The sequence below is a fragment of the Variovorax sp. 350MFTsu5.1 genome, assembly GCF_048302515.1.
In the GTDB taxonomy this organism is placed as follows: domain Bacteria; phylum Pseudomonadota; class Gammaproteobacteria; order Burkholderiales; family Burkholderiaceae_C; genus Variovorax; species Variovorax guangxiensis.
Genome location: NZ_CP157620.1, coordinates 724,101 through 750,414 on the forward strand (window position 1 = coordinate 724,101; position 26,314 = coordinate 750,414).

14 protein-coding genes are annotated in these 26,314 nt (G+C 70.7%); 10 read left to right on the forward strand and 4 right to left on the reverse strand.

Annotated features, from left to right (window positions below; translation table 11 throughout):
- Positions 1 to 412 precede the first annotated feature (412 nt).
- From ABL843_RS03210 to ABL843_RS03220, 3 genes are all read left to right on the forward strand, one after another.
- A complete protein-coding gene (locus tag ABL843_RS03210; RefSeq protein WP_369659818.1) occupies positions 413 to 2,467 on the forward strand; it encodes a CHAT domain-containing protein in 2,055 nt (684 codons plus the stop codon).
- A 1-nt stretch (position 2,468) separates the two neighbouring features.
- Positions 2,469 to 4,208, forward strand: coding sequence for a ShlB/FhaC/HecB family hemolysin secretion/activation protein (locus ABL843_RS03215; protein WP_418118950.1), 1,740 nt, complete (start codon positions 2,469 to 2,471; stop codon positions 4,206 to 4,208).
- Positions 4,209 to 4,370: 162 nt separating this feature from the next.
- Complete coding sequence (locus tag ABL843_RS03220; RefSeq protein ID WP_418118951.1) at positions 4,371 to 9,776, forward strand: filamentous hemagglutinin N-terminal domain-containing protein; 5,406 nt, start codon at positions 4,371 to 4,373, stop codon at positions 9,774 to 9,776.
- A 15-nt stretch (positions 9,777 to 9,791) separates the two neighbouring features.
- On the opposite strand, the gene ABL843_RS03225 is transcribed toward ABL843_RS03220, so the two are convergent.
- A complete protein-coding gene (locus tag ABL843_RS03225; RefSeq protein ID WP_418118952.1) occupies positions 9,792 to 10,430 on the reverse strand; it encodes a cysteine hydrolase family protein in 639 nt (212 codons plus the stop codon).
- Between the two features lie 100 nt (positions 10,431 to 10,530).
- On the opposite strand from ABL843_RS03225, the gene ABL843_RS03230 reads away from it, so the two are divergent.
- On the forward strand, positions 10,531 to 11,505 hold the full coding sequence (locus tag ABL843_RS03230; protein ID WP_126025711.1) for a GlxA family transcriptional regulator: 975 nt from the start codon (positions 10,531 to 10,533) through the stop codon (positions 11,503 to 11,505).
- Between the two features lie 13 nt (positions 11,506 to 11,518).
- On the opposite strand, the gene ABL843_RS03235 is transcribed toward ABL843_RS03230, so the two are convergent.
- The 3 genes from ABL843_RS03235 to ABL843_RS03245 all read right to left on the reverse strand — a co-directional run bounded on the left by ABL843_RS03235 (position 11,519) and on the right by ABL843_RS03245 (position 16,653).
- Positions 11,519 to 13,522 carry an ATP-binding protein gene (locus ABL843_RS03235; RefSeq protein ID WP_418118953.1) on the reverse strand — a complete coding sequence of 668 codons (2,004 nt, stop codon included), beginning with the start codon at positions 13,520 to 13,522 and terminating at the stop codon, positions 11,519 to 11,521.
- Complete coding sequence (locus tag ABL843_RS03240; RefSeq protein WP_418118954.1) at positions 13,519 to 14,577, reverse strand: ABC transporter substrate binding protein; 1,059 nt, start codon at positions 14,575 to 14,577, stop codon at positions 13,519 to 13,521. The genes ABL843_RS03235 and ABL843_RS03240 overlap by 4 nt, the downstream gene beginning before the upstream one ends.
- 186 nt (positions 14,578 to 14,763) lie before the next feature.
- Entirely contained in the window at positions 14,764 to 16,653 is a 1,890-nt protein-coding gene (locus ABL843_RS03245) for a hybrid sensor histidine kinase/response regulator (RefSeq protein WP_126025713.1), read from the reverse strand.
- A gap of 161 nt (positions 16,654 to 16,814) precedes the next feature.
- Between ABL843_RS03245 and phnD (ABL843_RS03250) the strand changes: the two genes are divergently transcribed.
- The 6 genes from phnD (ABL843_RS03250) to tagF all read left to right on the forward strand — a co-directional run bounded on the left by phnD (ABL843_RS03250) (position 16,815) and on the right by tagF (position 26,035).
- The gene (phnD, locus tag ABL843_RS03250) at positions 16,815 to 17,852 is read left to right on the forward strand and encodes a phosphate/phosphite/phosphonate ABC transporter substrate-binding protein (RefSeq protein ID WP_369662489.1); all 1,038 of its coding nucleotides are present in this window, start codon (positions 16,815 to 16,817) and stop codon (positions 17,850 to 17,852) included.
- Positions 17,849 to 18,904 (forward strand): phosphate/phosphite/phosphonate ABC transporter substrate-binding protein, encoded by a 1,056-nt coding sequence (gene phnD / locus ABL843_RS03255; RefSeq protein ID WP_418118955.1) that lies wholly within the window; start codon positions 17,849 to 17,851, stop codon positions 18,902 to 18,904. Before phnD (ABL843_RS03250) ends, phnD (ABL843_RS03255) begins: the two co-directional genes overlap by 4 nt.
- Before the next feature lie 163 nt (positions 18,905 to 19,067).
- The gene (gene tssK, locus ABL843_RS03260) at positions 19,068 to 20,399 is read left to right on the forward strand and encodes a type VI secretion system baseplate subunit TssK (protein WP_184639943.1); all 1,332 of its coding nucleotides are present in this window, start codon (positions 19,068 to 19,070) and stop codon (positions 20,397 to 20,399) included.
- 31 nt (positions 20,400 to 20,430) lie between these two features.
- Positions 20,431 to 21,795: a DotU family type VI secretion system protein gene (locus tag ABL843_RS03265; RefSeq protein WP_418118956.1), complete on the forward strand. Its 1,365-nt coding sequence runs from the start codon at positions 20,431 to 20,433 to the stop codon at positions 21,793 to 21,795.
- Positions 21,792 to 25,394: a type VI secretion system membrane subunit TssM gene (gene tssM / locus ABL843_RS03270; RefSeq protein ID WP_418118957.1), complete on the forward strand. Its 3,603-nt coding sequence runs from the start codon at positions 21,792 to 21,794 to the stop codon at positions 25,392 to 25,394. Before ABL843_RS03265 ends, tssM begins: the two co-directional genes overlap by 4 nt.
- Positions 25,391 to 26,035 (forward strand): type VI secretion system-associated protein TagF, encoded by a 645-nt coding sequence (gene tagF, locus ABL843_RS03275; RefSeq protein ID WP_418118958.1) that lies wholly within the window; start codon positions 25,391 to 25,393, stop codon positions 26,033 to 26,035. Before tssM ends, tagF begins: the two co-directional genes overlap by 4 nt.
- Positions 26,036 to 26,314 lie beyond the last annotated feature (279 nt).

The window sequence follows — 26,314 nt, forward strand, 5'->3', positions numbered from 1 at the left end:
GCGCCCGACCGGCCCGGCTGTGATGTGACATGGAACCTCCCTGATGCGGCCCGCTGCGTTCATGCGCGGGCTCTGAGGCGCGCATTATGTAAGCCGATGTGTATTCGCCGCGATGCCCCCCGCACCCTTTGCGGCGCGCCGTGACCGAATGCGCAGGGCAGGCCCTTCGGCTGCCTGTTAGTTCTTTAGCCCTAGACCGTATTGCGAATAGGCGCGCCTGGGGGCCGCTCCTAGACTTTCTCCCCGAGGCCTGAACGGCGCGCACTCCCGCGACGTCGATGGTCCGCCGCGGCGGGCCCACAGGGCCAGACGCGGGGGTCCAATGGCGTGGTTTTCGAGATGGGGAAGGGAGCGCCCTGCACGTCATCGTGCTGGCATCGCAGGTGCGCTCGGTCTGGCTGGCGTTCTTCTGATGGGCTGGAGCCTTCCGGCACCGGCGCAGCAGGCGACGAGCGCCGAAGCCGCCGCCAGCAAGGCGGAGCAGGCCCGCCTTGCGGACACCGACACTCTGCTGGCGCTGACCAGCGAAGGCGCGGTGCTCTACGGGCAGGACTCGGTCAAGCTCTCGGGCTATCAGTACTGCAGCCAGGCCGTCGCGCTGGCCGAGGCGGGCGAGTTCCGCCAGAGCGTGCGCGCCGCGAGCAAGGCGCTGCACCTGGCCAACGCCACCAACGATCCGAACCTGATGGCCATGGCCAACCGCGACCTGGCCATCGTCTACAGCTACTCGGGCCAGCTCGAGAAGGCCGAGGAGTTCGCACGCGAGGCTCTCAAGCATCAGGCGCGCGATCCCAAGCTGGTGGTCGGCCCGGTGCAGAAGGTGATCGGCGACGTGCGCTCGCGCCGCGGCGACTATTCGGGTGCCGTGCTCAGCTATGACGAGGCGCTGGCCAACAGCTCGCAGCGCTATGCGCCGCTGGTGCAGGCATCGCTGGTCAATGCGCTCATCGAATCGGGCGACCCCGCCCGGGCGCGCGAGGTGCTCGGCAGCATGGCGCCGCCCAAGGATGCACCGCTGACCGCGCAGCTCGACCGCACCCGCGCCCGGCTGCTGCTGGCCGAGAACAAGCCGGCCGAGGCGCGCGATGCCTACCGCGCGCTCACCGCGCGGCAGGTGGGTGCCGACACCGAGTATTACCGCCTATGGGCCTGGGACGGCGTGGCGCGCAGCGAACTCGCGCTGGGCCAGAAGCAGGCGGCCGCAGAGGCCGTGGGCCGCGCGCTGGGCGACGTGGACAAGGTCCGCGCGCGCTTTCGCAGCGAGGAATTCAAGATGGGCCTGTTCTCGGACCTGCAGACGGTGTTCGAGCGCGGCGTGTCCATCTACAGCGACGCGGGCGATGCGCGCCAGGCCTTCGAGGTGAGCGAGCACAGCCGCTCGCGCGCGCTGCTCGACGCGGTGCGCGGGCGCGCGAAGATCAACGAGCAGGCCGCCAACACCGTCGACCTCGCCACGCTGCAGCGCACGCTGGCGGCCGACGAGCGCGTGGTGCAGTTCCACTCGCTGCCCGACCGCCTCGTGGTGTGGGTGGTGAGCCCCGACAGCATCGCGGAGAAGACGGTGGCGGTGAAGCGCGACGAGCTCAACGAACTGGTCGAGACCTTCCGCAATTCCATCGTGCGCGGCCGCCGCGCCGCCATCACCAACGCTGACAAACTGGGCGCCGCGCTGCTCGGGCCGCTGGGCCTCGCGCCGGGGCAGCGGCTGGTGGTGGTGCCGCACGGGCCGCTGCACTACCTGCCGTTCCAGGCGCTGCGGCTGGACGGGCGCTACATCATCGAGACGCATCCGGTGGCCGTGGCGCCGTCGATGAGCATCGCGGTGCAGCTGGCGCAGCGCACGCCGCGCGTGAACGCATCGCTCACCGCCTTCGGCAATCCTCGCATCGAGGACAAGTACGACCTGCCCGGCGCCGAGACCGAGGTGAAGCAGCTCGCGCGGCTCTTCCCGCGCAACACGGTGTACATGGGCGCGGCCGCCACCAAGACCCAGTTCCGCGACGTGGCCGCGCGCTCGCCGCTGATGCACGTGGCGGCGCACGCCGAGGCCGACGCGGTCGATCCGCTGTATTCGCGCATCCTGCTGGCCAACGAGGGCGGCAAGCAGAACTTCCTGGAGGCGCACGAGATCCTCGGGCTGCCGATGGACGGCACCGCGCTGGTCACGCTCTCGGCCTGCGAGTCGGGCCTCGGGCGCATCGCGCAGGGCGACGAGGTGCTGGGCTTCACGCGCTCGTTCCTCTCGGCCGGCAGTTCCAGCCTGATCGCATCGCTGTGGCCGGTGTCGGACGACGCCACCGCCGTGCTCATGAGCACGCTCTACGGCGAACTCTCCAAGGGCCGCGACATCCAGAAGGCCATGCAGGCGGGGCAGCTCGCGGTGCTGAAGGATCCCAAGATGTCCCATCCCTTCTTCTGGGCGCCGTTCAACCTGATCGGCAACTGGCGTTTGACGGTGGGAGGCTGAAATGAAATCCTGCCAACGCCCCACGCCGATCACGCCGATCGCCTTCGCGGTCACGGCCCTGGTCAGCGCGACGCTGCTCGTCGCGGCCCAGCGCACGCATGCCGCCGAAGCGGACGGCAACGGCACACAGCTGCTGCCGACCAAGGACCCTTGCGGAGGCTGTGATCGCCCCATCGCGCAGGCACCCACGGGGGCAGTAGCCCCGCAGAGCCTGCCCGCGCCGCCGCGCAACACGGGCGGCGCCGCCGGCGCGACCTTCAAGCTCAACGACCTGCGCCTCAACGGCGTGAAGGCGCTGAGCAACGAGGAACTGCAGGCCATCACCGGCCCCTACATCGGCCGCGACGTCACGCTCTCCGACCTGGAGGAGCTCGCCAAGGCCATCACCGCGCGCTACAAGGAGCGCGGCTACTTCCTCGCGCAGGCCGTGGTGCCGGTGCAGACCGTGCGCGACGGGATCGTCGAGATCAGCGTGATCGAGGGTCGCCTGGGCAAGGTCGACGTGACCGTCGCTCCCGATGCGCCCATTGCCGAGTCGCGCGTGCGCGGCTTCCTCGCGCCGCTGCAGCCCGGTGCGGCGGTGAGCGCGCCGGACTATGAACGCGCGATGCTGCTGCTGTCGGACCAGCCGGGCATCAAGGTGTCCTCGGGCCTGCAGGAGGGCACGCAGCCCGGCACCACCGACCTCTCGGTCGAGGTGGCCGCCGCGCCGCGCTGGGCCTTCACCGCCGAGGGCGACAACCACGGCACCAGGGAGTCGGGCCGCTACCGCGTGGGCGGCACGGCGCGCTGGCTCAGCCCCTTCGGCATCGGCGACAACCTCGACATGCGGCTGATGGTTTCCAACAGCAACGCGCTGCAGTTCGGCCGCATCGCCTACGAGGCGCCCATCGGCACCAGCGGGCTGCGCGCGGGCGTGGGCCTTTCGCGCGTGAGCTACGAGCTGGGCGGGCAGTTCGCCGACCTCGACGCGCGCGGGCGCGCCAACGTGCTCGACTTCTCGCTGAGCTATCCGCTGATCCGCCAGCGCCAGCAGAACCTGTTCCTGCGCCTGGGCGTGGACGTGAAGGACCTCACCGACGAGTTGCGCGCGGCCGACTTCAACTCCAAGAAGCGCGTCAACGGCCTGAGCCTGGGCTGGACCTGGGAACGCCGCGACGAGCTCCTCGGCGGCGGCTACTGGGCCAGCTCCGGCACCCTGTACCACGGCAACCTCTCCATTCGCGACCCGGAGAGCCGCGACTTCGACCGCGGCATCACCGGCCACCGCACCGAAGGCGGCTTCACCAAGCTGAGCTTCCAGTTCTCGCGCCTGCAGTCGATCGTGCCGCGCCATTCGCTGTACCTGTCGGTCGGAGGCCAGTGGGCCAGCAAGAACCTCGACGCGTCCGAGAAGCTCGCGCTCGGCGGCGCACGCGCTGTGCGTGCCTACCCTTCCGGCGAACTGCTGGTGGACCAGGGCGTGATCGGCACCGTCGAGTGGCGCTGGTCGCTCAACGAGGAGATCACGCCCTTCCTGTTCTACGACGCCGCGCACGGAAAGATCGTGCGCAACCCGACGCCCTACGACGGCGTCAACAGCCACAGCCTGCGCGGCTACGGGGTGGGCCTGAGCTGGTCGCGCCCGGGCAATTTCTCGATCAATGCCACGCTGGCCTGGCGCGCCGGCACGCCGCCGGCGCAGACCGACGGTGGCGGGCGCAACCCGCGCCTTTTCGTGCAGCTCATCAAGGCGTTCTGAAATGGCACTCCCCCAGGCCTCGCGCACTTCGTGTCGCTTCGCCAACCCCCTCGCCGGGGGCGACACCGGCGGCCCGGCAGAGCCGGTTGCGCGGTGTCCCGCGAATCGTCCGGGCCGGTTTCAAGCATTGCGGGTCACGCGAAAGCGTGGTGGAACACTGAAATGAAGCAACGCAACCCATCCTCGCGCGCGCAATTCCGGCGCCTGCAACTGCGGCCCATCGCGCTGTCGCTGATCTGCGCGGGCGCCGCGCCGGCCATGGCGCAGGTGCTGCCTACCGGCTTCAACTCCATTGCCGGCGGCGTCACCATGACGCAGAACGGCAGCGTGATGAACATCAACCAGCCGTCGCTGCGCGGCATCGCGAGCTGGCAGACCTTCTCCATCGGCGCGGGCGGCACGGTCAACATCGCGCAGCCGAGCACGCGCGCGGTGCTGCTCAACCGCGTGGTGGGCGACGGCATGAGCATCCAGGCCTCGCGCATCGACGGAACGCTGCGGACCTCGCTGATCGGCAACCCGAACCTGCCGGGCGGCAGCGTATTCCTCATCAACCCGAGCGGCATCGTGTTCGGCAAGGGCGCGTCGGTCAACGTGGGTGGGCTGGTGGCTTCCACGCTGGACATCGCCAACGACAACTTCATGCCCGCCGGTTCGGAGAACAAGGCCTTCGACAAGAGCGAGCCGCTGGTCTTCGCCGGCCCGGCCAACAGCCTGGCGCAGGTGCGGCTGGAGCAGGGCGCGTCGATCACCGCGGGCCCGGGCGGTACCGTGGCGCTGGTGGGCGGTTCGGTGCGCAACGACGGCGAGATCAACGTCGCGCGCGGTTCGGTGGGCCTGGTGTCGGCCAGCAAGCTCACCATGAACCTGGACTTCGACGGCGACGGCCTCACCACCTTCAAGGTGCCGCTGGACGGGCAGACCACCTTCAAGCTCGCCGACCTGCAGGCCACCGACAAGACCACCACCGCGCAACTGATGAACACCGGCAACGTCGCGGCCGACGGCGGCCGCGTGGTGCTGATGGCCGCCGCGGCCGACGTGGATGCGCGCCAGCTGGTGGTGAGCCAGACCGGCGTGATCCGTGCCCGCTCGCTGAGTTCCCGCAACGGCGAGATCGTGCTCGACGGCGGCCAGTCGGGCGCGCGCAGCAACGAGATGCTGCTGGGCGGAACCATCGACGCGAGCGGCACCGAGGCCGGCGTGGCAGGCGGATCGATCACCGCGAGCGCGGACTACGTGCGGCTGTCGGGCCTGGCGGCGGACGCCAGCGGCAGCAACGGCGGCAGCATCCAGGTGACGGGAAACGCCGCGGTGAGCATGTCTGCCGACTCGGTGCTGCGCAGCAACGCCACCGGCGCGAACGGGCAGGGCGGCACGGTGGACCTGAGCGCCGGCTACGTCCACGTTTCCGGCCAGATCCAGGCGCGCGGCGCCGGCAGCGGCGCGGGCGGCACCATCACCACCACCGCGCGGCAGGTGGAGGTGACGGAGCTCGCGCAGATCGATGCGGCCGGCGGCGCGAGCGGCGCCAACGGCAAGTGGGTGGTCGAGTCGAAGGGCACGCTCAACGTCGACAACACCGTGCCGGTCTACGACCCCGCGGACTACGGACTGAACACCGCCGACACGCGCGTGAGTTCCGTCGCCATCGGCAACGCGCTGGGCCGCGCGACCGACGTGACGCTGCGCACCGGCTCCAACGACGGCGAGTCGAACGACGTGGTGTTCCAGGACGGCGCGGGCATCGTCAAGACCGAGGGGCGCGACGCGCGGCTCACGGTCGATTCGCTGCGCGACATCCAGATGTTCAGCGGCTCGTCGATCCGCTCGGAAAGCGGTGCGCTGCACGTCGACTTCAACGCCAACGCGACCGGCGGCTCCGACGGCGGCGTGATCGAACTCAACAACGCGAGCATCGCCACCAACGGCGGCAACATCCGCTTCTACGGCCAGGGCGACGCGGCCAACGGCTACGCGGTCGGCGGCATCGCGCCCACGGACGGCGGACCGAATGTCGGACGCGCGGGCGTCTCGCTGTTCGACAGCTCGCTGAACACCTGCGCGATGGCCTCCGGCAACTGCGGCGGCAGCGGCTCGATCGTGCTGCGCGGGCAGGGCACCAGCAGTTCGGCCGGCGACCCGAACTACTACGTGAGTTCGGACGGCGTGCAGGTCTCGGGCACCAGCCTGACCACCGGCGGCGGCAACATCGCCATCACCGGCGTGGGCGGTATCGGCGCGGGCGGCGTGCTGCTCGACAACACCGAAGGCAACGGCACGGTGCTGCGCACCGGCACCGGCGACGTGAGCATCACCGGCAGCTCGCGCAGCTGGACCGCCACCGATCCGGTCGCCGTGTACGGCGGCACGGTGGACTTCGTCGACAGCTCCTTCCCCGACGTGACGACGAGCAACATCGGCGGCATCTCGATGCGCAGCGCGACCATCGACTCCGGCGGGCGCGTGGCCATCGACGGCACCGGCGGCGACATGCAGGGCCTGACCGCGAACAGCGCCTTTCTGACCTCGGCATCGGCCGCCAACGGCGGTGGCGGCGTGTCCTACGCCGCGGGCAACGGCGTGACCATCTTCGGCGGCAGCATCACGGCCGGCGCGGGGCGCGACATAACGATCTCCGGCACGGCTGGGGGCAAGAGCTTCACGGTGGATGGCGCAGTCGCGACCCTCGGCGCAGACGCATCGGCGGTGGCGCTCGCGATGGAGGCCGGCGGCACCGTGCGCGCCGAGGGCGGGCGCATCGCCATCGACGGTCGCGGCGGCGACGTGCTGGTGGGGCGCGTGAACGTTCGCGACGTGCCGTCGGGCACCGTCTTCGTGCCGGTGCTCGACGTGTCGAGCAGCACCGGCGCGGGCGGCACCGTCAGTCTCGCCGGGCGCAACGTGCTCGTGATCGATGCGTTCGACGACGTGACCACCATCGACGCCGGCGGCGCGGGCCAGTCCGGCACCATCGACGTGCGAGCCACCAACAGCATCGCCATCAGCGACCAGGCCAGCCTGCGCGCCGACGCGAAATCGGCCTCCGGCAATGGCGGCACGATCAACGTGATCGCCGGCGACACGCTGCGCGGCTACGGCAGCATCTCGGCGCGCGGCGGCGCGAGCGGAGGCAATGGCGGCAGCATCGAGACCTCGGCACCGCACTTCGACCTGACGGGGCTGCGCGTGGATGCGTCGGCGCCGGTGGGTACGGCGGGTACCTGGACCATCGACCCGTACAACGTCAACATCGCGCACGGCACCGCATCGGGCAGCCTCACGGGCAACCCCTTCGACCCGCTCGCCAACTCGACCATCCAGGACGGCGACATCAACAACGCACTGGACGGCGGCACCAGCGTCACGATCACGACGGGCACCGGCGGCCTCGCGACCGACGGCAACATCACCTTCGCCACCGATGCGGCCATCGTGCGCAGCAAGGGCTCGGCGCCGCTCACCTTCGAGCTCGACGCGGCGCACAACATCAGCGCCTTCAACAACAACTCGATCCAGTCCAACTCGGGTGCGCTCAACGTGGTGCTCAACGCGGGCGTGGGCGGGCAGAACGGAGCGATCTTCCTGAGCGGCGCGAAGATCGCCACCAACGGCGGCGACGTCGTGATGACGGCCGATACCAGCCCCACGGGCAACCAGGCGATCGGCATCACCAACACCACGATCGATACGCGCACCACCGCGCTGGGCGACGCTGGCCCCGGCGGCGCGGTGCAGATCACGGGCAAGCGCGGCACGCCCACTTTCTCGGGCTTCACCGCCACGGTGCAGCTGAGCGGCGCCACCATCCAGAGCAGTACTGGCGACGTGACCATCTCGGGCACGGCGCCCGGAGGCACCGGGGTGCGCATCGGCGCGAGCACCGGGCCGGGCCAGATCCTCACCACCAGCGGCGACATCTCCATCGTGGGCATCGGCAGCGGCGTGACGGACCCGAGCACCGGGCCGCTGGCCGTGCAGGCGGTCGACCTGAGCAACGTCACGGTGCGCAGCGTTGACGGCAACATCGGCATCAAGGGCCTGGTGACGCCGGGCGTTTCCAGCGACAAGTCGGGCGGCGTGCTGATCGCCAACAACGCGTTGGTCACCACGCTGGGCACCGGCGACATCGACGTGGCGGGCGAGTCGCAGGCCAACGGCACGGGCATCACGCTCGGCACCGGAGGCCGCATCGACGGCAACCGCAACGTGGTGCTGCGCGCGAGCAACGACGGCAGCACGGACGCGGTGGTGCTGACCGGCACGGTCCGCGCCGGCAGCGTGCTGAACCTGCGCTCCGGCGGTGTCGACGCCGCAGGCAACGCAGTCGACCGTACAGCCAACCCCATCACGCTGGGCGGCACCGCGGCCAACGGCTTCGCGGTGTCGGCCGACGAGTTCACGCGGCTGGACGCGCCCGCCATCGTGGCCGGCAGCAATGCGCACGCGGGCGGCATCAACGTGGTGGGTCCGCTCACCGTGCCCGGCGCGCTGACGCTGCAGAACACCGGCGGTGGAGGCGGCATCCAGCTCGGCGGCGCGCTCACGGCCGCGACCGTGGGGCTGATCTCGGGCGGCAACATCACGCAGACCGCGTCGGCACCGATCACCGCCGGCACGCTGCTGGCACGTTCCACCGGCGGCAGCGTGCTGCTGGATCAGGCCGCGAACAACGTCAGCGCCGACACGCTCGGCGGCAGCGCGGCCGGCGCCTTCCGCTACGTGGACGTCGACACCGTCAAGCTCGGCTCGGTGAGCGTCACCGGCTACGACGCGGCGGGCAACCTGCCGCAGATCGTGTCGGCCAGCTCGATGGCGGCCGATACCGTGGCGGTGCGCACGCTCAGCGGCGACCTGCTGCTGGGCACCAACGTGAGCAGCACCGGCGGGGTCGACCTCGTGGCGGGATCGCGCTTCCAGAACACCGGCGGCTACACCATCGCCGGCGCGCCGTGGCGCGTGTGGGCCGACACCTGGGTGGGAGAAACGCGCGGAGGCCTCGCGGGCTCGGGGCTGTACCCCAACCTGTACCACTGCTCCTACTCGGGCCTGTGCGCGGTGAGCATCCCGGCGGGCGCCAACCACTTCATCTACGCGCAGCAGCCGGTGGCCACGGTGCTCATCGGCAATGCGAGCAGGCCCTTCGGCTATCCGAACCCGCTCTTCAGCTACCTCGTCACGGGGTTGATCCTGGGCGACACGGGCGCAGGCTTCTCGGGCTTCATGTTCTCGCCCGCGCTGCAGGCGAGCCCGCCGGGCGTGTATCCGATCAACGGCGCCTTCACCTCGGCCGAGGGCTATGCGGTCAACGTGGTGCCGGGCAACCTGTTCGTCAACCAGATGCCCGACCTGCCGCGCCCCGACGCGCTGCGCGACCTGCCCGCCACCTGGGTGTACGACCGCAACATCGGCCCGCCGCCGATCTGCTTCGCCACCGGCCCGCTCGACGGCGACCGCGCGACGCAGGGCGGCGACGTGCTGGCGCGCGAATGGTCGCGCGTGCGCTCGCGGCCCAACCTGTCGAGCTGCGTCGATACCGAGAAGCGCAACGGCTGCGCCGATTTCTGAGGCAGCGCGCCGGCCTCAGGCGACGCCTCGTGCGCGCCGGTTCGACATCACGACGTTGTCCTTCGGGATGACCTGGCCTTCGCGCATCGCCGTGATCCATGCATCGGTGGAAGTCACGGCCGCGAAGTTGCTGTGGAACACCACACTGAAGACGCGGTGGATCTCCTCGGCCGTCACCTTGCCCGCCGCGTTCTCGTAAGGCAGCGCGCCGCTGGCGTCCGCGAGGAACTCCACGGCCAGGCCCCGGTGCATGGCTTCGTACACGGTGGAGGCGTCGCAGTTCTGCGTCATGTAGCCGGCCACGCTCAGCGTGTCGATCTCGTTGCGCGCGAGCCAGTCGGCGAAGTCGGTGCCGGTGAACACGCTCGGAAAGCTCTTGGTGACCAGGTGGTCGTGCGGCCGCTTCGCGATCTCGGGGTGCAGCTGGCCGTTGTGCGCGTCGGCCTGGAACACCGGCGCGCCCTTGGGCGCATGGTGGCGCACCACTACCACCGGCGTGCCGGCGGCGCGCGCGGCGTCCATGGCCTTCGTCACGTTCGGCAGCGTGTCCAGGATGGGCGGGTACTCGATCGGCAGGCCGCCGCCTTCGAAGTATTCGTTCTGCACGTCGATCACGACGAGGGCGCGGCGCGGCCTGGTTGTGTTGCTGCTCATGATGGGCTCCTTCTCTTGTGTGGTTCGGATGACTGGATTCTTCCCGTGGGCCCCATTCCCCGAAAGTGGCCCGAAAGCCATTCATCGATAAGATCGGGCCATGAGCACCGCTGCCACCGAAACCGTCGCGGTCGTCGCCTTCGACGGCATCAGCCCCTTCCACCTGTCCGTGCCCTGCATGGTCTTCGGCGAGGACCGCACCGAGGCCGGCGCGCCGCGCTTCCGCGTGCAGGTGTGCGCGCCCGAGCCCGGCGAGCTGCGCACCAACGCGGGCTTCTCGCTGGTGGTGCCGCACGGGCTGGAGGCGATACGCCGCGCGCGCATCGTGGTGGTGCCCTCATGGCGCGACGACTGCAGCGCGGCGCCGCCCGAGCTCGTTCGCGCGCTGCAGGCCGCGCACCGGCGCGGCGCCACCGTGATGGGCCTGTGCCTGGGCGCCTTCGTGCTGGCCGAGGCCGGCCTGCTCGACGGCCGCCCGGCCACCACGCACTGGAAGCTGGCGCCCGCCTTCGCCAGGCAGTACCCGAAGGTGAAGCTGCAGCCCGAGGTGCTCTACGTGGAAGACGGCAACGTGCTCACCTCCGCCGGCACCGCGGCCGGCATCGACTGCTGCCTGCACCTGCTGCGCGTGCGCTACGGCGCCGAGACGGCCAACCGCGCCGCGCGGCGCATGGTGGTGGCGCCGCACCGGCAGGGCGGGCAGGCGCAGTACATCGAGCAGCCGGTGCCCGCCACCGCCGAGCGCGACCGGCTCGCGCCGCTGCTCGAATGGCTGGGCCGGCACCTCGACAGGCCTCACGAGCTCGACGACCTCGCGCGGCGCGCGCTCATGAGCCGGCGCAACTTCACGCGGCGCTTCCGCGAATCCACCGGCACCACCGTCGGCCAGTGGATGCAGAACCAGCGCCTGGCGCTCGCGCAGCGCCTGCTCGAAACCACCGACCATCCGGTGGAGCGCGTGGCCACCGGCGCCGGCTTCGGCTCGGCGGTGTCGCTGCGCAAGCATTTCCTCTCGGCCTTCAAGGTGTCGCCGACGGCGTACCGGCAGCAGTTCTCGCGGGCCGGTATCGACTGACCGGCGCCTGCGCTCAGTGCGCCGGCACCTGTCGACGCGTGGTGAGCAGCGCGCGCAGCTTGGCCGGCGCGACCGGCTTGGTCAGCAGCATCACGCCGCCGTGACGCAGCCGCTGCAGCACCTCGGGCCCGGTGGCGCCCGAGACCAGCACCGCCAGCGCCTCGGGCTGCAGCCGCCTGGCGGCGTCGATCACGTCCACGCCGTCGCCCTCGCCCGCGAGCTGCAGGTCGCACAGCACCGCGTCGTAGTGGATGTCGCCGGTGCCCAGCCGCGCGATGGCCTCGGCGCCGGTGCTCACGCACTCCACCTGGCAGCCCCATTGCTCCAGCAGCGCGCGGCTGCCGTCGAGGATGGCGGGGTCGTCGTCCACCACCAGGCAGCGCAGGCCCACCAGCGGCGCGGGCGCCATCGGCGCCGGCTGCGGTGGCGCCACGTCGGCCAGCCGCGCGGCCGGCAGCGTGAAGGCGAATGTGCTGCCCGCCTGCAGCGCCGAGCGCACCGTGATGCGCGTGCCCAGCAGCGCGGCGATGCGCGCGCAGATCGCCAGCCCCAGCCCGAAGCCGCGGCGCCGGTCGCGCTCGGTGTTGGCCACCTGGTAGAACTCCTCGAAGATTCGGCCCTGGTGGATGGGCGCGATGCCCACGCCGTTGTCGCGTACCTCGATGCGCACGCCGCCCGCGCTGCGCCGCGCCGCCACCAGCACCGTGCCGCCCTCGGGCGCGTGGCGCAGCGCGTTGGTGACGAGATTGCCGACGATGCGCCGCAGCATCGCCGCGTCGGTGCGCACCGCCAGGCCCCGGTCGCTCCAGCGCAGCCGCACGCGGGCTTCGACGGCGGCCGCGGCGTGTTGCGCGTCGAGCTGGTCGAAGAGTTCCGCGAGCGGCACCTTCGCGATCGCCGGCGTGAGCACCTGCGCGTCGAGCCGCGAGATCTCGAGCAGGTCGTCGAGCAGCACGCCCATGAACTCGGTGCTTTCCTGCAGCCGCAGCACGGCCGGGCGCTGCGCGGGCGTGGCGCCGGGCAGCAGGCCGTCGATGAAGAGGCCCATGGCATGCAGCGGCTGGCGCAGGTCGTGGCTCGCGGCCGCGAGGAAGCGCGCGCGCGAAAGAGCTGCCTGCTCCGCCTCGGCCATGCGCTGCAGCGCGACGGCGGTGGCCTCGCGCACGCGCTCTTCGCTGATCTGGCGGTTGCGCTGCAGGCGCTCGGCCAGGCGGTCGATGTCGTGCGCGAGCACCGCGAGCTCGTGCGTGCCGCGCGTGCCGCCTTCCACGACGTCGCAGCGCACCTCGAAATGTCCGGCCTCCAGCGCCGCGACCGTGCGCGACACGCGCCGCAGCGGCCGCGCCACCGTGCGCGCCATGTGGCGTACCGAGGCCCATGCCGCCATCAGCGCCACCAGCGCGATGCCGATGCCGGCGATGAGCGAGCGGCTGCGCTCGCGCGTGTAGGCGGTGGTGTCGCGGAAGGTCTGCACCAGGCCGATGGGCGTGTCGCCCGCCGCGGTGGAGCCGGCCGGTGCGAAGGCGCTGGCGCGCGAGGCCTCGCGCAGCGTGACCGGCGAGGTGAACATGCGCAACTGCGCGAGCGACGCAGTCTTCGGCCCGGCCGTCACGTAGATGCCCGCGCTGTTGCTGATTTCCACACGAGTGACCTGCCCGCCGCGCAGCGCGGCATTGGCCACGTTCTGCAGCGCCGGCACGTCGCCCGCGTAGAGGCTCAGGTCGGACATGGCCGCGACCTGCCGCGCCACGGCCTGGCCCTCGGCGTCGAAGGCGGCTTCGAGGGTCTGCAGCCGGTTGTGCGTGAACCAGCCGGTGAGCGCCAGCGCCACCGCCGCGCACGGCACCACGCCAAGGCGAAACAGGTCGCGCTGCAGGTTGCCGCGCACGACCAGCGTGTGGGGCGACTGGAAGGATGCGGGCGGCGGGGATGGCGATGACGGGGATTGCGATGGCGTGCCCGCGCCCTCCGTCCCCGAGGGCCCAGCCGGGTCGTGGGAGGGCGGAACGCTGCTCATCGCGGGGCCGCGAGCCGGTCGGTCAGTTCCCGTTCCTCCGGCAGGCGCAGGCCGAGTCCGCGTGCCACGGTCGCGTTGACGCGCACGGTGGCGGGCGTCGCAGCTTCCACCAGCGGTGCGTTGTTGCTGTTGCCGCTGCCCGTGCCGGCGCTCGCGACCTTCTGGCCGAGCTGCCGCGCCTGCTGGGCGAGCTGCGAGGGCGTGGAGACCGCCGCCGCCAGGCCGCCCGAGCGCACCAGCCCCTCGCTGGCGCCGAACACCGGCAGGCCGGCGGTCGCGGCGGCGCGCAGCACCGAGAGCGTGGCGGCCTGGTTGTCGCCGATCAGGTCGGGCAGCACCATCAGCGCGTCGCTCTGCGGCACCACCTGGCGCAGGGCCGAGGCGATCGACCGCGCGTCGGGCGCGTATTCCACGCGCAGGTCCCACGCCGGGTTCGCGCCCTGCGCTGCGCGCTGAAGCTCGCGCACCAGCGGCTCCGACTCGGGCGTGGCGACCACGCCAACGCGGTGCTTCTGCGGCAGCACCGCGTTGACCAGCGCGAGCTGGTCGGCCATGGCCGGGTCGCGCAGCAGCACGCCCACGCGGCGGTCGCCGCGCCGCAGCGCCGGGCTGGAGGCCTTCAGGGTTTCGTATTCGAGGCGGCTGAGCATCGCCAGCACCAGCGGCTCCTGGCCCGGGCGCTCGACCGCGGCGCGCGCGGCGGCGGGCCCCACGGCCATGGTGAGCGGCGTGTCGGCGGCGCTGGGGCGCAGGCCGCGCGTGCGCACACCCGCGTTGGCGGCGCGTTCGGTGTCGGGAGCCGCGGCCGCCTCGGGTTGCGCCGCGCCGGGTGCGCCGGGCGAGACGCGCACCAGCTCGAACCTGCCGCCCGGCTCCTGGTCCGCGCGCAGCTGCTGCACGAACTCCGAAGACGCAGCCATGTCGTCGCCCATCAGTACCGTGAGGCTGGCGGCCGCGACACTGCCGCCAGCCGCGGCCCACGCGAGCGCCGCCACCAGCGCGCTGCGGGCGGCGCGCCACAGCCTTCTCGAGGAGGGCGGGAGAACGGAGATCACGGCAACAAACATGGACTGCTTCCGCAGCGAGGAGCGATGATCCAATGTAAGGACGACCCCCTCTTCGCGCGATAAGGCGGAGGGCTTATGTCAGCGTCGACGGTGGCCTGCCCGCGTGACGAATTCCACGCGGCGATGGCCGCACGGCCTATGCCCGATGGAGTACCCAGGCGCTTACCGCAGGCCCTATGCCCCCACCGCCTGCGCCGCCGCCGCACGCTGCGCCTGTATCGCCTGGCGCAGCACGCGCGGCGACACCGGCTTGTAGAGCACCGTGATGCCGGCGCTCGCCACCTCGCGCAGGCGGTCGGGCTTGGTCTCGCCGGTCACCAGCAGGCGCGCGGTGCCCGCGCCGATGCCGCGCGGATGGCGCTCCAGCGCGGCGATCACGTCCAGGCCGTTGTCGCCGCCCTGCAGCAGCAGGTCGCTGATGACCACGTCGGGCGGTTGCGCCCAGCCGTCGGCCATGGTCAGCGCCTCGGCGCGGGTCTGCGCGGGCAGCACCTCGGCGCCCCAGTTGGAGAGCACCACCGTCAGGCCCTCGAGGATGGTGCGCTCGTCGTCGATCACCATGATGCGCACGCCGGCCAGGCTTTCCTCCTCCTCGATGGCGGCGACGGCGGGCGACGCCGCGGGCGCCGGCAGCGCGGCCGGCGCCGAGCGCACCAGCACCCGCACGCAGGTGCCCTTGTGCAGCTTCGAACTCAGCTCCACGCGCGTGTTGAGCAGCTCGGCCAGCCGCTGCACCGTGGCCAGGCCCAGCCCCATGCCGCGCGTGCCGCGCGATGCCTGCCGGCTCGCGGGCTCGACCTGGTAGAACTCCTCGAACACCCGCGCCTGGTGGTGCGCGGCGATGCCCACGCCGGTGTCGACCACGTCGATGCGCACGCCCCGGCCGCGCCGCCTGGCGCCGATGAGCACGCCGCCCTCGATGGTGTGGCGCAGCGAGTTCGACACCAGGTTGTTCAGGATGCGCGAGAGCATCACGTAGTCGCAGCGCACCCACACGTCGGTCTTGCGCACCACCAGCCGCAGGCCCTGCTGCTCGGCCACCGGGCGGAAGTTGCGGCTGATCTCCTCGAACAGCCGGTCGAGCGGAAAGTCGATCCACTGCGGCTGCAGCACGCCCGCGTCGAGCTGCGACAGGTTCAGCAGCTCGGAGAAGAGGCGGTCCAGCGAATCCACGCACTCGCGGATGTGGCCGATGCGCTGCAGCTTCACCGGGTCGCTCTCGCCGTTGGCCAGCCCGTCGGAGAAGAGCGTGAGCGCATGCAGCGGCTGGCGCAGGTCGTGGCTGGCGGCTGCCAGCAGCCGGGTCTTGGCCTGGCTGGCCACTTCGAGCAGCTGGTTCTTGCGCGCCAGCTCGGCCGTGGCCTCGTTGATGCGGCTCTGCAGCAGCCGGTGGCTCTCGGCGAGCGCGCGCGCGGCCTCGTTGAAACCCTGCTGCAGGTGCCGCACCTCGGCCGTGCCCTCGATGGCCACGCTCGCGTCCTCGCCCGCGCCCAGCCGGTCGACCGCCTTGCCCAGCGCGCGGATGGGCTCGCTGATGCGCCGCGCCGCCCACCAGCCCGCCAGGCCCACCCCGAAGAGGCTGATCGCCAGCACCAGCCCCACGTTGAACCACACCGAGCGCCGCGCGCTCTGCACGGCCGCCAGGCTCATCTCGACCATCACCTTGCCGTTGTGGCGGCCGTCGTCGCTCACGATGGGCACCACCACCTGCAGGCCCTCGGCGCGGGCGCGGTCGATGGTCTCGGAGTTGGCGACGATCTCGCCGTCCTCGGTCCAGATCTGCACCTGCTGCACGTTGGGCTGGTAGGTGCCCGACTGGGCGGTGCGCGCCAGCGCGCGGCGGTCCATGCGCGCCAGCGGCGCCTGCGCCACGGTGGCCACCTGCAGTGCCACGGTCTGCGCGTTGGCCCGCATCAGCTCGGTGAGGTTGCCCAGGTGCTGGCGCGTCAGCACGGCGATCGCCGCCAGCGTGGCCAGGGCCGCCGGCACCATCGCCAGCAGGATCAGCTGCTGGGCGAAGGTCAGGCGGGCCAGGCCTCGGATGACGCGGAAATTCCAGTTCATGGGCGCATCGGACGCATGGGGGCCGAGCTTATTGGGGCCGTCCGGAGCGGGAAAGCTAGGTAAAACATCACAAAAAATGCTTGTAATTGATATTTAATGACGTCCGCGCTGCCATGTTAGACCCGCCGATGCGCGCCGGCCCTATGTCTTTCGCTCCAGAAATGCTGGCTTCCATGCGCCGATTCGCCGAGTTTCCAGCCGCCTGGCTCCGCGCGGCCGCCTTGGCGCTGCTGGCGGTGCTGCCCCTGGCGGCGCCGGCGCAGGGCCATCCGCTGGACGGCCCGGTGCGCTTCGGCATCCTGCCGCTGGGGGGCGCCTTTGAGTCGCGCAGCGACTGGGACCCCCTGCTGGCCGAGCTCAGCCGCGCCATCAACCGGCCGGTGAGCGTGCTTTCGGTCAATTCATATGAAGCGCTGGAGCAGGCCATCCAGCGCGACGAGGTCGACATGGCCTTCCTCTCGGGAAAGATGGCGCTCGACGCCGTCACCCAGCGCCGCATGAAGGTGGTGGCGCAGGTGGTGCGCCACGACGGCCTGCCCGGCTACCGGGCACTGCTGCTGTCGCGCAAGGCGCCGCCCTTCAATTCGCTGAAGAACCTGCTCGACCAGCCCGATCGCTGGCGGCTCGCGCGCGGCGAGAAGCAGTCGGTGTCGGGCTTCATCGTGCCGCAGCTGCAGCTCTTCCTGCCGAACCACATCGCGATGGAGACGCGCTTTCGCAGCGAGATCGTGGGCACCCACCAGGCCAACGCGCTGGCCGTGGCCAACAACGAGGCCGACGTGGCCACCAACAACACGGCCGACTTCGAGCGCTTCAAGACGCGCTTTCCGGCCGAGACCGAGCGGCTGCAGGTGCTGTGGGAGTCCGAGCTGATCCCGCACGCGCAGATCGTGGTGCGGCGCGAATACACGCCCGAGCTGCGCAAGCGCGTGCAGGCCTTCCTGGTCGCCTACGGCCGTGCCAAGGGCCCGCGCGGCGACGCCGAGCGCGTGGTGCTGAAGTCGCTGCACGACCTGGCCGGCTTCGTGGCCGCCGACAACAGCTCGCTGCAGCCGGCCGCCAGGCTGGCCTACCAGCTGGCGAAGCAGAACGCCATGACCGCGCAATGGGTGAACGACGCCGCGCGCGAAGCCCGCCTGCAGCGCATCGAGAGCAGCTACGCCGACCAGGTCAGCGTGCTCAAGGACGTGTCGCCATGAGCGTGGGAGCCGGGTTCAGGCGAGCGGCCGCTGTGCTGCTGGCTTTCTTCATAGTCCTGCCTGCCGTGGCCCAGCAGGCGCCCGCGGCCGCCGTTTCGCCTGCCGAGAAGGGCGCCTCTGCGCCGGCCATCCGGATGATCCGCTTCGGCGTGCTGCCGCTGGGCGGCACCGTCGAGTCGCGTGCGCTGTGGACTCCGCTCATGAACGACATGGGCCGTTCGCTCGGCATGCCGGTCAGCATGTATTCGGTGCCGACCTATGAAGAACTCGACCGCGCCATCGGCCGCGACGAGATCGACATGGCTTTTCTCTCCGGCAAGATGGCTCTCGACGCCGTGATGCAGCGGCGCATGAAGGTGGTGGCGCAGATCGCGCGGCACCCGGGGCTGCCCGAACACCGCGCGGTACTGCTGGTGCGCAAGGCCGGTCCGCTCAACACGCTCGAGGGCCTGCTCGCGCAGCCCGAGAAGTGGCGGCTCGCGCGCGGCGACAGCCGCTCCGTCACCGGCTTCATCGTGCCGCAGAGCCAGCTCTTCCTGCCGAACAACATCGAGATGGAGACGCGCTTTCGCAGCGAGTTCGTCGGTACCCACCAGGCCACCGCGCTGGCCGTGGCGAATGGCGATGCCGACGTGGCCACCAACAACACCACCGACTTCGAGCGCTTCCGCCAGCAGTTCCCCATCGAGGCCGAGCGGCTGCAGGTCGTGTGGGAGTCGCAGCCGCCACCCGGCGCGCAGATGGTGGTGCGGCGCGACTTCCCGCCAGAGTTCCAGGCGCGGCTGCAGAACTTCCTGACCGGCTACGGCAAGGCCAAGGGCGCGCGCGGCGACGCCGAGCGCGAAGTGCTCAAGAGCCTGCGCGCGGCCTACGGCTATGTCGCGGCCGACGACAGCGCGCTGCTGCCGCAGGCGCTGCTGGAGCGCCAGCTCGGCAGGCAGCACGCCATGGCCGCGTCGTGGGTCAACGAGGCCGCGCGCGAGCAGCGGCTGCAGCGCATCGAGAAGACCTACGCCGAGCAGGTCGAGACGCTGCGTTCCGCCGCGCGCTGAGCGGACAGGCCCCGCGCGCCGGGCGAATCTCTACTCCCTTCGCCGTAGCTCCAGAACCCCCGCCTAGGCCATTAGCTAGGCCTTAAGGCGGATTTGCCACCAGCCCCCCGAGCCGGAAACTTCGTGTTTCTTTCAGGCAACCCTTGCCGTTGACGGAGTGCGGATGAGTTGGCGAACAAAAGTGGTCTGGAGCGAGGGGATGCTGTTGCAGCCTCAGCACCTGCAGCAGAGCGAGCGTCATGCCGATCACGCGCGGCACGTGCTGCTGCGTTCCACGACGCCCTACGCATGGGGCTTCGCCGAACTGGAGATCGACCCCGCCGCGCTCACGCTGGGCAAGCTGGCGCTGGTGCGCGCGGTCGGCGTGTTCGGCGACGGCACCGTCTTCGACATGCCGGCGGTCGACCCGCTGCCCGAGCCCATCGACATTCCCGCCGCCATGCGCGACGAGGCCGTGGTGCTCGCGCTGCCGCTGCGTCGCGCGGGGGCGCGCGAGGCCGACGCGGAAGAATATGAAGAACTGGTGCGCCACCGCGTGCTCGAGTCGGAAGTGCCCGACTCCAACACCGCCGGCGAGCGCACCGCGATGCTGCAGCTGGGCCAGCTCCACACGCGCCTGATGCGTGCGAGCGAGGCCACCGACGCCTGGACCACCATCGGCGTGGCCCGCGTGGTGGAGCGCCGCGTCGACAACCAGGTGCAGCTCGACCGCGCCATGCTGCCGCCGCTGCTCGACGTGGCCGGCCATGCCGTCATCCGCGCCTGGCTCGACGAACTGCTGGGCCTGCTGCGCCAGCGCGGTGAGGCGCTGGCGGGCCGGCTCACGCAGGGCGGCACCGGCGGCGTGGCCGAGATCGCCGACTTCATGCTGCTGCAGGCCGTCAATCGCAACGAGGCCATCTTCGCGCACCTCGCGAAGAGCGCGATGCTGCATCCGCAGCACTTCTTCGAGCATGCGCTGGGGCTGGCGGGCGACCTCGCGAGCTTTCGCGACTCGCGCCGCGTGTCGCGCTTCGGCCCCTACATCCACGACGACCTCGCCATGAGCTTCCGCCCGCTCATGGACGACCTGCGCCGCAGCCTGTCGATGGTGTTCGAGCAGTCGGCCATCCGCATCGACCTGCACGACCGCAAGCACGGCGTGCGCGTGGCGGTGGTCACCGACGTGGAACTGCAGCGCAAGGCCACCTTCGTGCTCGCGGTGAGCGCCAGCATGCCCAGCGAGGCGCTGCGCGCGCGCTTTCCCACGCAGGTCAAGATCGGCCCGGTCGAGCGCATCCGCGATCTCGTGAATCTCGCGCTGCCGGGCGTCACGCTCACGCCGATGCCGGTGGCGCCGAGGCAGATTCCCTTCCACACGGGCGCCAGCTACTTCGAGCTGGAGACGCGCAACAGCGACCTGTGGCGGCAGCTCGAGCAGTCGGGCGGCATCGCGATGCACATCGCGGGGGACTTCCCCGGCCTCGATCTCCAGTTCTGGGCGATACGAGCATGACCCCCAGTGGCACCGTCAGCGTGGAGCCATCATGAGCACACCTCCCGATCCTTTTGCCGCCTTCGAGTCGGAGCGCACGGTCATCAAGCCCAAGCCGCGCACGCCGGCCGGCACACCTGCCGCGCCCGCTGCGGCGTCTTTCTTCGGCGGGGCCGATCCGACGCCGGTCGCCGATGTCGGCGAACTCGGCTTGCTCAACCCGCTGGTGTCGGCCGCCGGCAAGCTGCTGGTGCTGATCGGAAAGCTGCGCAACCTCGCGCAGCCGCCCAACGTGCCGGCGCTGCGCGCATCGACCGCCGATGCGGTGAACCAGTTCGATGCCAGCGCGAGGCGCGCGGGCGTGGGCAATGAATCCGTGCTCGCCGCGCGCTACGTGCTGTGCACCGCGCTCGACGAGGCCGTGGCCAACACGCCCTGGGGCGTGCAGGCCGGATGGAACAAGCAGAGCCTGCTGGTGCAGTTCCACAACGAGACATGGGGCGGCGAAAAGGTCTTCCAGCTTCTCGCCAAGCTCGCGCAGGACGTGCCCACGCACCGCCAGCTGCTGGAGCTGATCTACAGCGTGCTCGCGCTCGGCTTCGAGGGCCGCTACCGCGTGATCGACAACGGCCGCGCGCAGCTCGACTCTGTGCGCCAGCGCCTGGCCGACCTCATCGCGAAAGACCGTCCGCCGGTGGAAGCCGAGCTCTCGCCGCACTGGCGCGGGCAGGGCGCGGGCACGGTGCGGCTGCGCGAGTCGCTGCCGCTGTGGGTGTTCGCGGCCGGCTTCGCGCTGCTGCTGGCGCTCGCGTGGTTCGGGCTGCGGCTCACGCTCAATTACCGCTCCGACACCACGTACGCCGCGGTGTCCAGCCTGCGCGCGCCCAACATCCAGATCGCGCCGCCCGCGCTGCCTGCGAAGACGCCGCGCCTCGCGCGCTTCCTGGAGCCCGAGGTGAAGCAGGGTCTCGTCACCGTGACCGACGAGGCCGACCGCAGCGTGGTGCGCCTGCGCGGCGACTCCTTCTTCGGCTCCGGCAGCGCCGAGCCGATGCCGCAGTCGCTGCCGGTGCTGCGCCGCATCGGCCAGGCGCTGGCCGAGGTGAAGGGCGAGGTGCTGATCACCGGCCATTCCGACAACCAGCCGATCCGCTCGCTGCGCTATCCGTCGAACTGGCACCTGTCGGCCGCGCGCGCCGACGCGGTGAAGGGCGCGCTCTCCACGCTGGTCGACCCCGCGCGCATGCGCGCCGACGGCAAGGCCGACGCCGAGCCGGTGGCGCCCAACGACACGCCGGCCAACCGCGCGCGCAACCGCCGCGTGGAAGTGGTGCTGCTGACCGGGCCCGAAGGCGTCGTCGCCACCGCTCCCGCAGCCGCGCCGGCCGCTGCTCCAGCCACGGGAGCGACGAAATGATCAAGAAAATCTTCGGCTTCCTTTTCAGCCCGCTGCTGCTCACGCTGCTGGCGCTGATCGTCGTCGCGCTGCTGATCTGGTGGATCGGCCCGCTGGTGAAGATCGGCTCGCTCGCGCCGCTCGAAAGCGAGACCACGCGCGCCATCGTCATCGGCGTCATCGTGCTCGTCGTGGTGCTGCGCGCGCTGTACCGCCGCTGGCGCGCCCGCCGTGCGAGCCAGCACCTGACCGATGGCTTGATGAAGGCGCCCGCCGCCAAGGCCGATGCGCCGGTCAACGGCGAGCAGAAGATCCTCGACACCCGCTTCAGCGAAGCCGTCGCCACGCTCAAGCAGATGCGCATGCACGCCGCCGGCAAGAAGCCGGGCTGGCGCGACTGGCTTTCCATCTCCGGCGGCAGCTATCTCTACGACCTGCCCTGGTACGTCTTCATCGGCGCGCCGGGCGCGGGCAAGACCACCGCGCTGGTCAACTCTGGCCTGAGCTTCCCGCTGGCCGAGAAGTTCGGCCCCGGCGCCATCCGCGGCGTGGGCGGCACGCGCAACTGCGACTGGTGGTTCACCGACGAGGCGGTGCTCATCGACACCGCCGGGCGCTACACCACGCAGGACAGCCACCAGTCGGAAGACAAGAGCGCGTGGGAAGGCTTCCTGGGGCTGCTGAAGAAGGTGCGCCCGCGCAGGCCGCTCAACGGCGTGTTCCTCACCGTCAGCGTGGCCGACCTGCTGAGCCAGGGCCCCGAGGCGCGTACCCAGCTCGCGGCATCGATCCGCGCGCGCCTGCTGGAGCTCGACGGCAAGCTCACCACGCGGCTGCCGGTGTACGTGCTCGTCACCAAGAGCGACCTGCTCTACGGCTTCACCGACTACTTCGACGACCTCGGCAAGGAACAGCGCGCGCAGGTCTTCGGCTTCACGCTGCCGGCCGACGAGAACCTGCAGGTGGAGGAGAAGGGGCTTTCCGCTGCCTTCAACCGCGAGTTCGCGCTGCTGCACAACCGCGTGAACGACGGCCTCATCGCGCGCATGCAGCGCGAGACCGACGGCAACCGGCGCGCGGCGATCTTCGGCTTTCCGGCGCAATTCGGCTCCATCGGACCGCTGCTGTCGGACCTGCTGGAGCAGGTGTTCACCGGCTCGCGCTTCGCGCAGCCGCCATGGGTGCGCGGCGTGTACTTCACCAGCGGCACGCAGGAGGGCAGCCCCATCGACCGCGTGATGGGCAGCCTCGCGCGCAGCTTCGGCATCGAGCGCGCCATGCTCGCGCCGCAGAAGTCCAGCGGGCGCAGCTACTTCCTCACTTCGCTGCTGCGCGAAGTGGTGTTCCCCGAGCAGCGCCTGGCCGGCGCCGACGTGAAGCTGGAGCGCCGCCGCCACACGCTGCGCTTGATCGGCGTGACGGCCATGACGCTCGTCACCGTCGGCCTGCTCGCGGCCTGGGGCTACAGCACGCTGCAGAACATGAACTACCTGAAGTCGGTAGAGGCCCGCGTGGAGCCCGCCCGGCAGAACCTCGCGGCGCTGCCCGCGCGCGTGCAGAACCTGGTCGAAGTGGCGCCCGTGCTGCAGAGCCTGCGCGACATCTGGAAGACGCCCGACAACCGCCAGGGCGACGAGCCGCTGTCGATGACGCTGGGCCTCTACCAGGGCGACAAGCTCGACGCGGCCGCCATGCTCACGCACCAGCGCGCGCTGAACGACGCGTTCCTGCCGCAGATCGCCAAGCGCATCGAGGACCAGCTGCGCACCGCGCAGAAGGACAACCTCGAATTCACCTACGAGGCGCTCAAGAGCTACCTGATGCTCTACCAGCCCGAGCACTTCGACGCCGAGGCGCTGAAGGCCTGGATCACCCTCGACTGGTCGCGCAACCTCGACCGCGGCATTCCGGAAGACCAGCGCAAGCAGCTCGAAGACCAGCTCGACGTGCTCATCGCCCAGGGCCCGCCACGCTCGCCGCTGAAGATGGACGAGAACCTGGTGCGCAGCGTGCGCGCGGTGCTCGCGAGCTATCCGCTGGAGCAGCGCGTGTTCAGCCGCCTGAAGCGCCAGCGCGCCAGCAAGGACATCCCGGCCTTCAGCGTGGCCACGGCTACGGGCCCCTCGGGCCCGCTGGTGTTCGAGCGCATCAGCGGCAAGCCGCTGTCCGAGGGCGTGCCGGGCATGTTCACCTACGACGGCTACCACAAGCGCTTCCAGAACGAGGTGGTGGTGCTCACCGGCCTGCTCGCCAACGAAGACCCGTGGGTGCTCGGACAGGACCGCAACGCCGCCGACCGCCTGCGCGACGCCGCCGCGCTCGGCGCGCTGACCGACCGCGTGCGCCGCCTCTACCTGGAGGAATACGTCAAGCAGTGGGAAGCGCTGCTCGCCGACGTGCGCCTGATCCGAGTGAACGGCCTCGAGAAGAACATCGAGACCGCGCGCATCCTCTCGGGCGTCGATTCGCCGCTCGCCAACTTCCTGCGCGCCGTCGTCAAGCAGACCACGCTCATCCCCGCCGCCGACGCCAACAAGGACGTCGTCAGCAAGGCCACCGAGACCGTGCGCAACACCCGCAAGGGCCTGGAAGACCTGTTCGGCGGCGATCCCGGCCGGCAGGTGGCTCCGGGCAAGCGCATCGAGAGCATCGTGGACGACCGCTTCGAGGCGCTGCGCCGCCTCGTCACCGCGGGCGGCCCCAACCAGCCCGCGCCCATCGACGACGCGCTGAAGCTCTTCAACGAGGTGTACGTGTACCTCAACGCCGTCGACACGGCCGTGAAGGGGCGCACCTCGCCGCCGCCCGGCGACGTGGCCGGCAAGCTCAAGTCCGACGCCGGCCGTCTGCCCGAGCCCGTGCGATCCATGATCGAGAACCTGAGCCAGGCCGGCGCCGCGCAGGCCCAGGTGGCCGAACGCGGCAACCTGAGCCAGGACCTGCGCCCCGTCACCGAGTTCTGCGCGCGCGCCATCGCCGGCCGCTACCCCTTCGTGCAGAGCAGCAAGCGCGACGTGCTGCCCGAGGACTTCGGCCAGATGTTCGGCCCCGGCGGCCTGATGGACGACTTCTTCCAGAAGCGCCTGGCCGCCATCGTCGACACCAGCACGCGGCCGTGGCGCTACAAGCCCGTGGCCGAGCGCGGCGCCATCACCACCCAGGCGATCGCCCAGTTCGAGCGCGCCGCGCGCATCAAGGAAATCTTCTTCCGCGGCGGCGGCAGGGGCCCCTCGATGCGGCTGGACTTCAAGCCTGTGGAAATGGACGCGGGCATCACCCAGTTCATCCTCGACGTCGACGGCCAGCTCGTGAAATACGCGCACGGCCCCGTCGTGCCCATGGCCGTGCAGTGGCCGGGCCCGAAGGGCAGCAACCAGGTGCGCATCCAGGTCAGCCCGCCATCGACCACCGGCAGCTCCGGCGCAGCCGTGGACGGGCCGTGGGCCCTGTTCCGCGCGCTCGACGACGGGCAGCTCGAAGCGGGGGACGCGCCCGAGAAGTTCTTCATCACCTTCCAGATCGGGGCGCGCAAGACGCGCTTCGAGGTGACGACCAACAGCGTGCAGCATCCCATTCGCTTGCGCGAGCTGCGCGAGTTCTCATGTCCGGAGGGGCTGTGAGCATCGAGCCTTCCCCGCTTCTTGCCGCCACCGCCGTGCTGCCCGGGTGGTTCGGGAAATTGCCGGGCATGGGGGACTTCGCGCATCGGCGGCTGCCTGAGCCGTTCCGTGCGGTGTGGGACCAGTGGCTGCAGCGGGGCATGTCGCGGCTGCGGGATCGGGCCGATTGGACCGAGCGGTATCTGGAGGCGCCTATCTGGTGCTTCGCGCTGGGACGGCAGGTGGCTGGCGACCGAGCCTGGATCGGGGTGCTGATGCCTTCCGTGGATGGGGTGGGGCGGTACTTTCCGTTTGCCATCGCGGTGGAGCTGGAGGCGGATTCGCCCGGGACCCTGCGAGGCGAGGCGCTGGCTGCTGCGTTGCGGTGGTGGGCTCATGCGACGCAGGCTGCGTTGGAGGGGCTGGATGGGGATCTGGATGCGGTGCGGTTCGATGCTGTGCTGCAGAGGCTTTTTGTCGAAGAGGCTTCTTTGTCCGATGAGCGGGTTATTGCTGTCGAGTCGCTTGATCTGCCGCTGGCGGGGGCTTCGCTTTGGTTGAGTGATCCTTCTGCGGAGGCGGGGATTCGGATGTTGAGTACCGGGTTGCCTCGGGATGAGCAGTTTGATGCGCTGTTTCTTGGGTTTGCGGAGGAGGGGTGAGATGAATGCCTCTTGCCGTGTTGCTTCCCGAGGCCGGGTCTCGCCCCGGCGGGCGACCTACTTTCTTTTGCTTCGCCAAAAGAAAGTAGGCAAAGAAAAGGCGACCCTGCTGTCTGTGTCCCTTCGCTTCGCTACGGGCAACCTGCGGTGCTCGGCGCAGGAGGGGGTCCGCAGAACTCGCTTCGCTCAAACAGCTGCGGCCCTGATCCCTCCTGCGCCTGCGCTCCTCGGCACAGCCAGAAGGGAGCGATCCGCGCCATCGCTTCGCTCGGCTTCTGA

Bases quoted from the DNA above. Each gene is read 5' to 3' on its own strand.
- ABL843_RS03210 (WP_369659818.1), top strand. From the start codon at position 413: ATGGGCTGGAGCCTTCCGGCACCGGCGCAGCAGGCGACGAGCGCCGAA.
- ABL843_RS03215 (WP_418118950.1), top strand. From the start codon at position 2,469: ATGAAATCCTGCCAACGCCCCACGCCGATCACGCCGATCGCCTTCGCG.
- ABL843_RS03220 (WP_418118951.1), top strand. From the start codon at position 4,371: ATGAAGCAACGCAACCCATCCTCGCGCGCGCAATTCCGGCGCCTGCAA.
- ABL843_RS03225 (WP_418118952.1), bottom strand. From the start codon at position 10,430: ATGAGCAGCAACACAACCAGGCCGCGCCGCGCCCTCGTCGTGATCGAC.
- ABL843_RS03230 (WP_126025711.1), top strand. From the start codon at position 10,531: ATGAGCACCGCTGCCACCGAAACCGTCGCGGTCGTCGCCTTCGACGGC.
- ABL843_RS03235 (WP_418118953.1), bottom strand. From the start codon at position 13,522: ATGAGCAGCGTTCCGCCCTCCCACGACCCGGCTGGGCCCTCGGGGACG.
- ABL843_RS03245 (WP_126025713.1), bottom strand. From the start codon at position 16,653: ATGAACTGGAATTTCCGCGTCATCCGAGGCCTGGCCCGCCTGACCTTC.
- phnD (WP_369662489.1), top strand. From the start codon at position 16,815: ATGCTGGCTTCCATGCGCCGATTCGCCGAGTTTCCAGCCGCCTGGCTC.
- phnD (WP_418118955.1), top strand. From the start codon at position 17,849: ATGAGCGTGGGAGCCGGGTTCAGGCGAGCGGCCGCTGTGCTGCTGGCT.
- tssK (WP_184639943.1), top strand. From the start codon at position 19,068: ATGAGTTGGCGAACAAAAGTGGTCTGGAGCGAGGGGATGCTGTTGCAG.
- ABL843_RS03265 (WP_418118956.1), top strand. From the start codon at position 20,431: ATGAGCACACCTCCCGATCCTTTTGCCGCCTTCGAGTCGGAGCGCACG.
- tssM (WP_418118957.1), top strand. From the start codon at position 21,792: ATGATCAAGAAAATCTTCGGCTTCCTTTTCAGCCCGCTGCTGCTCACG.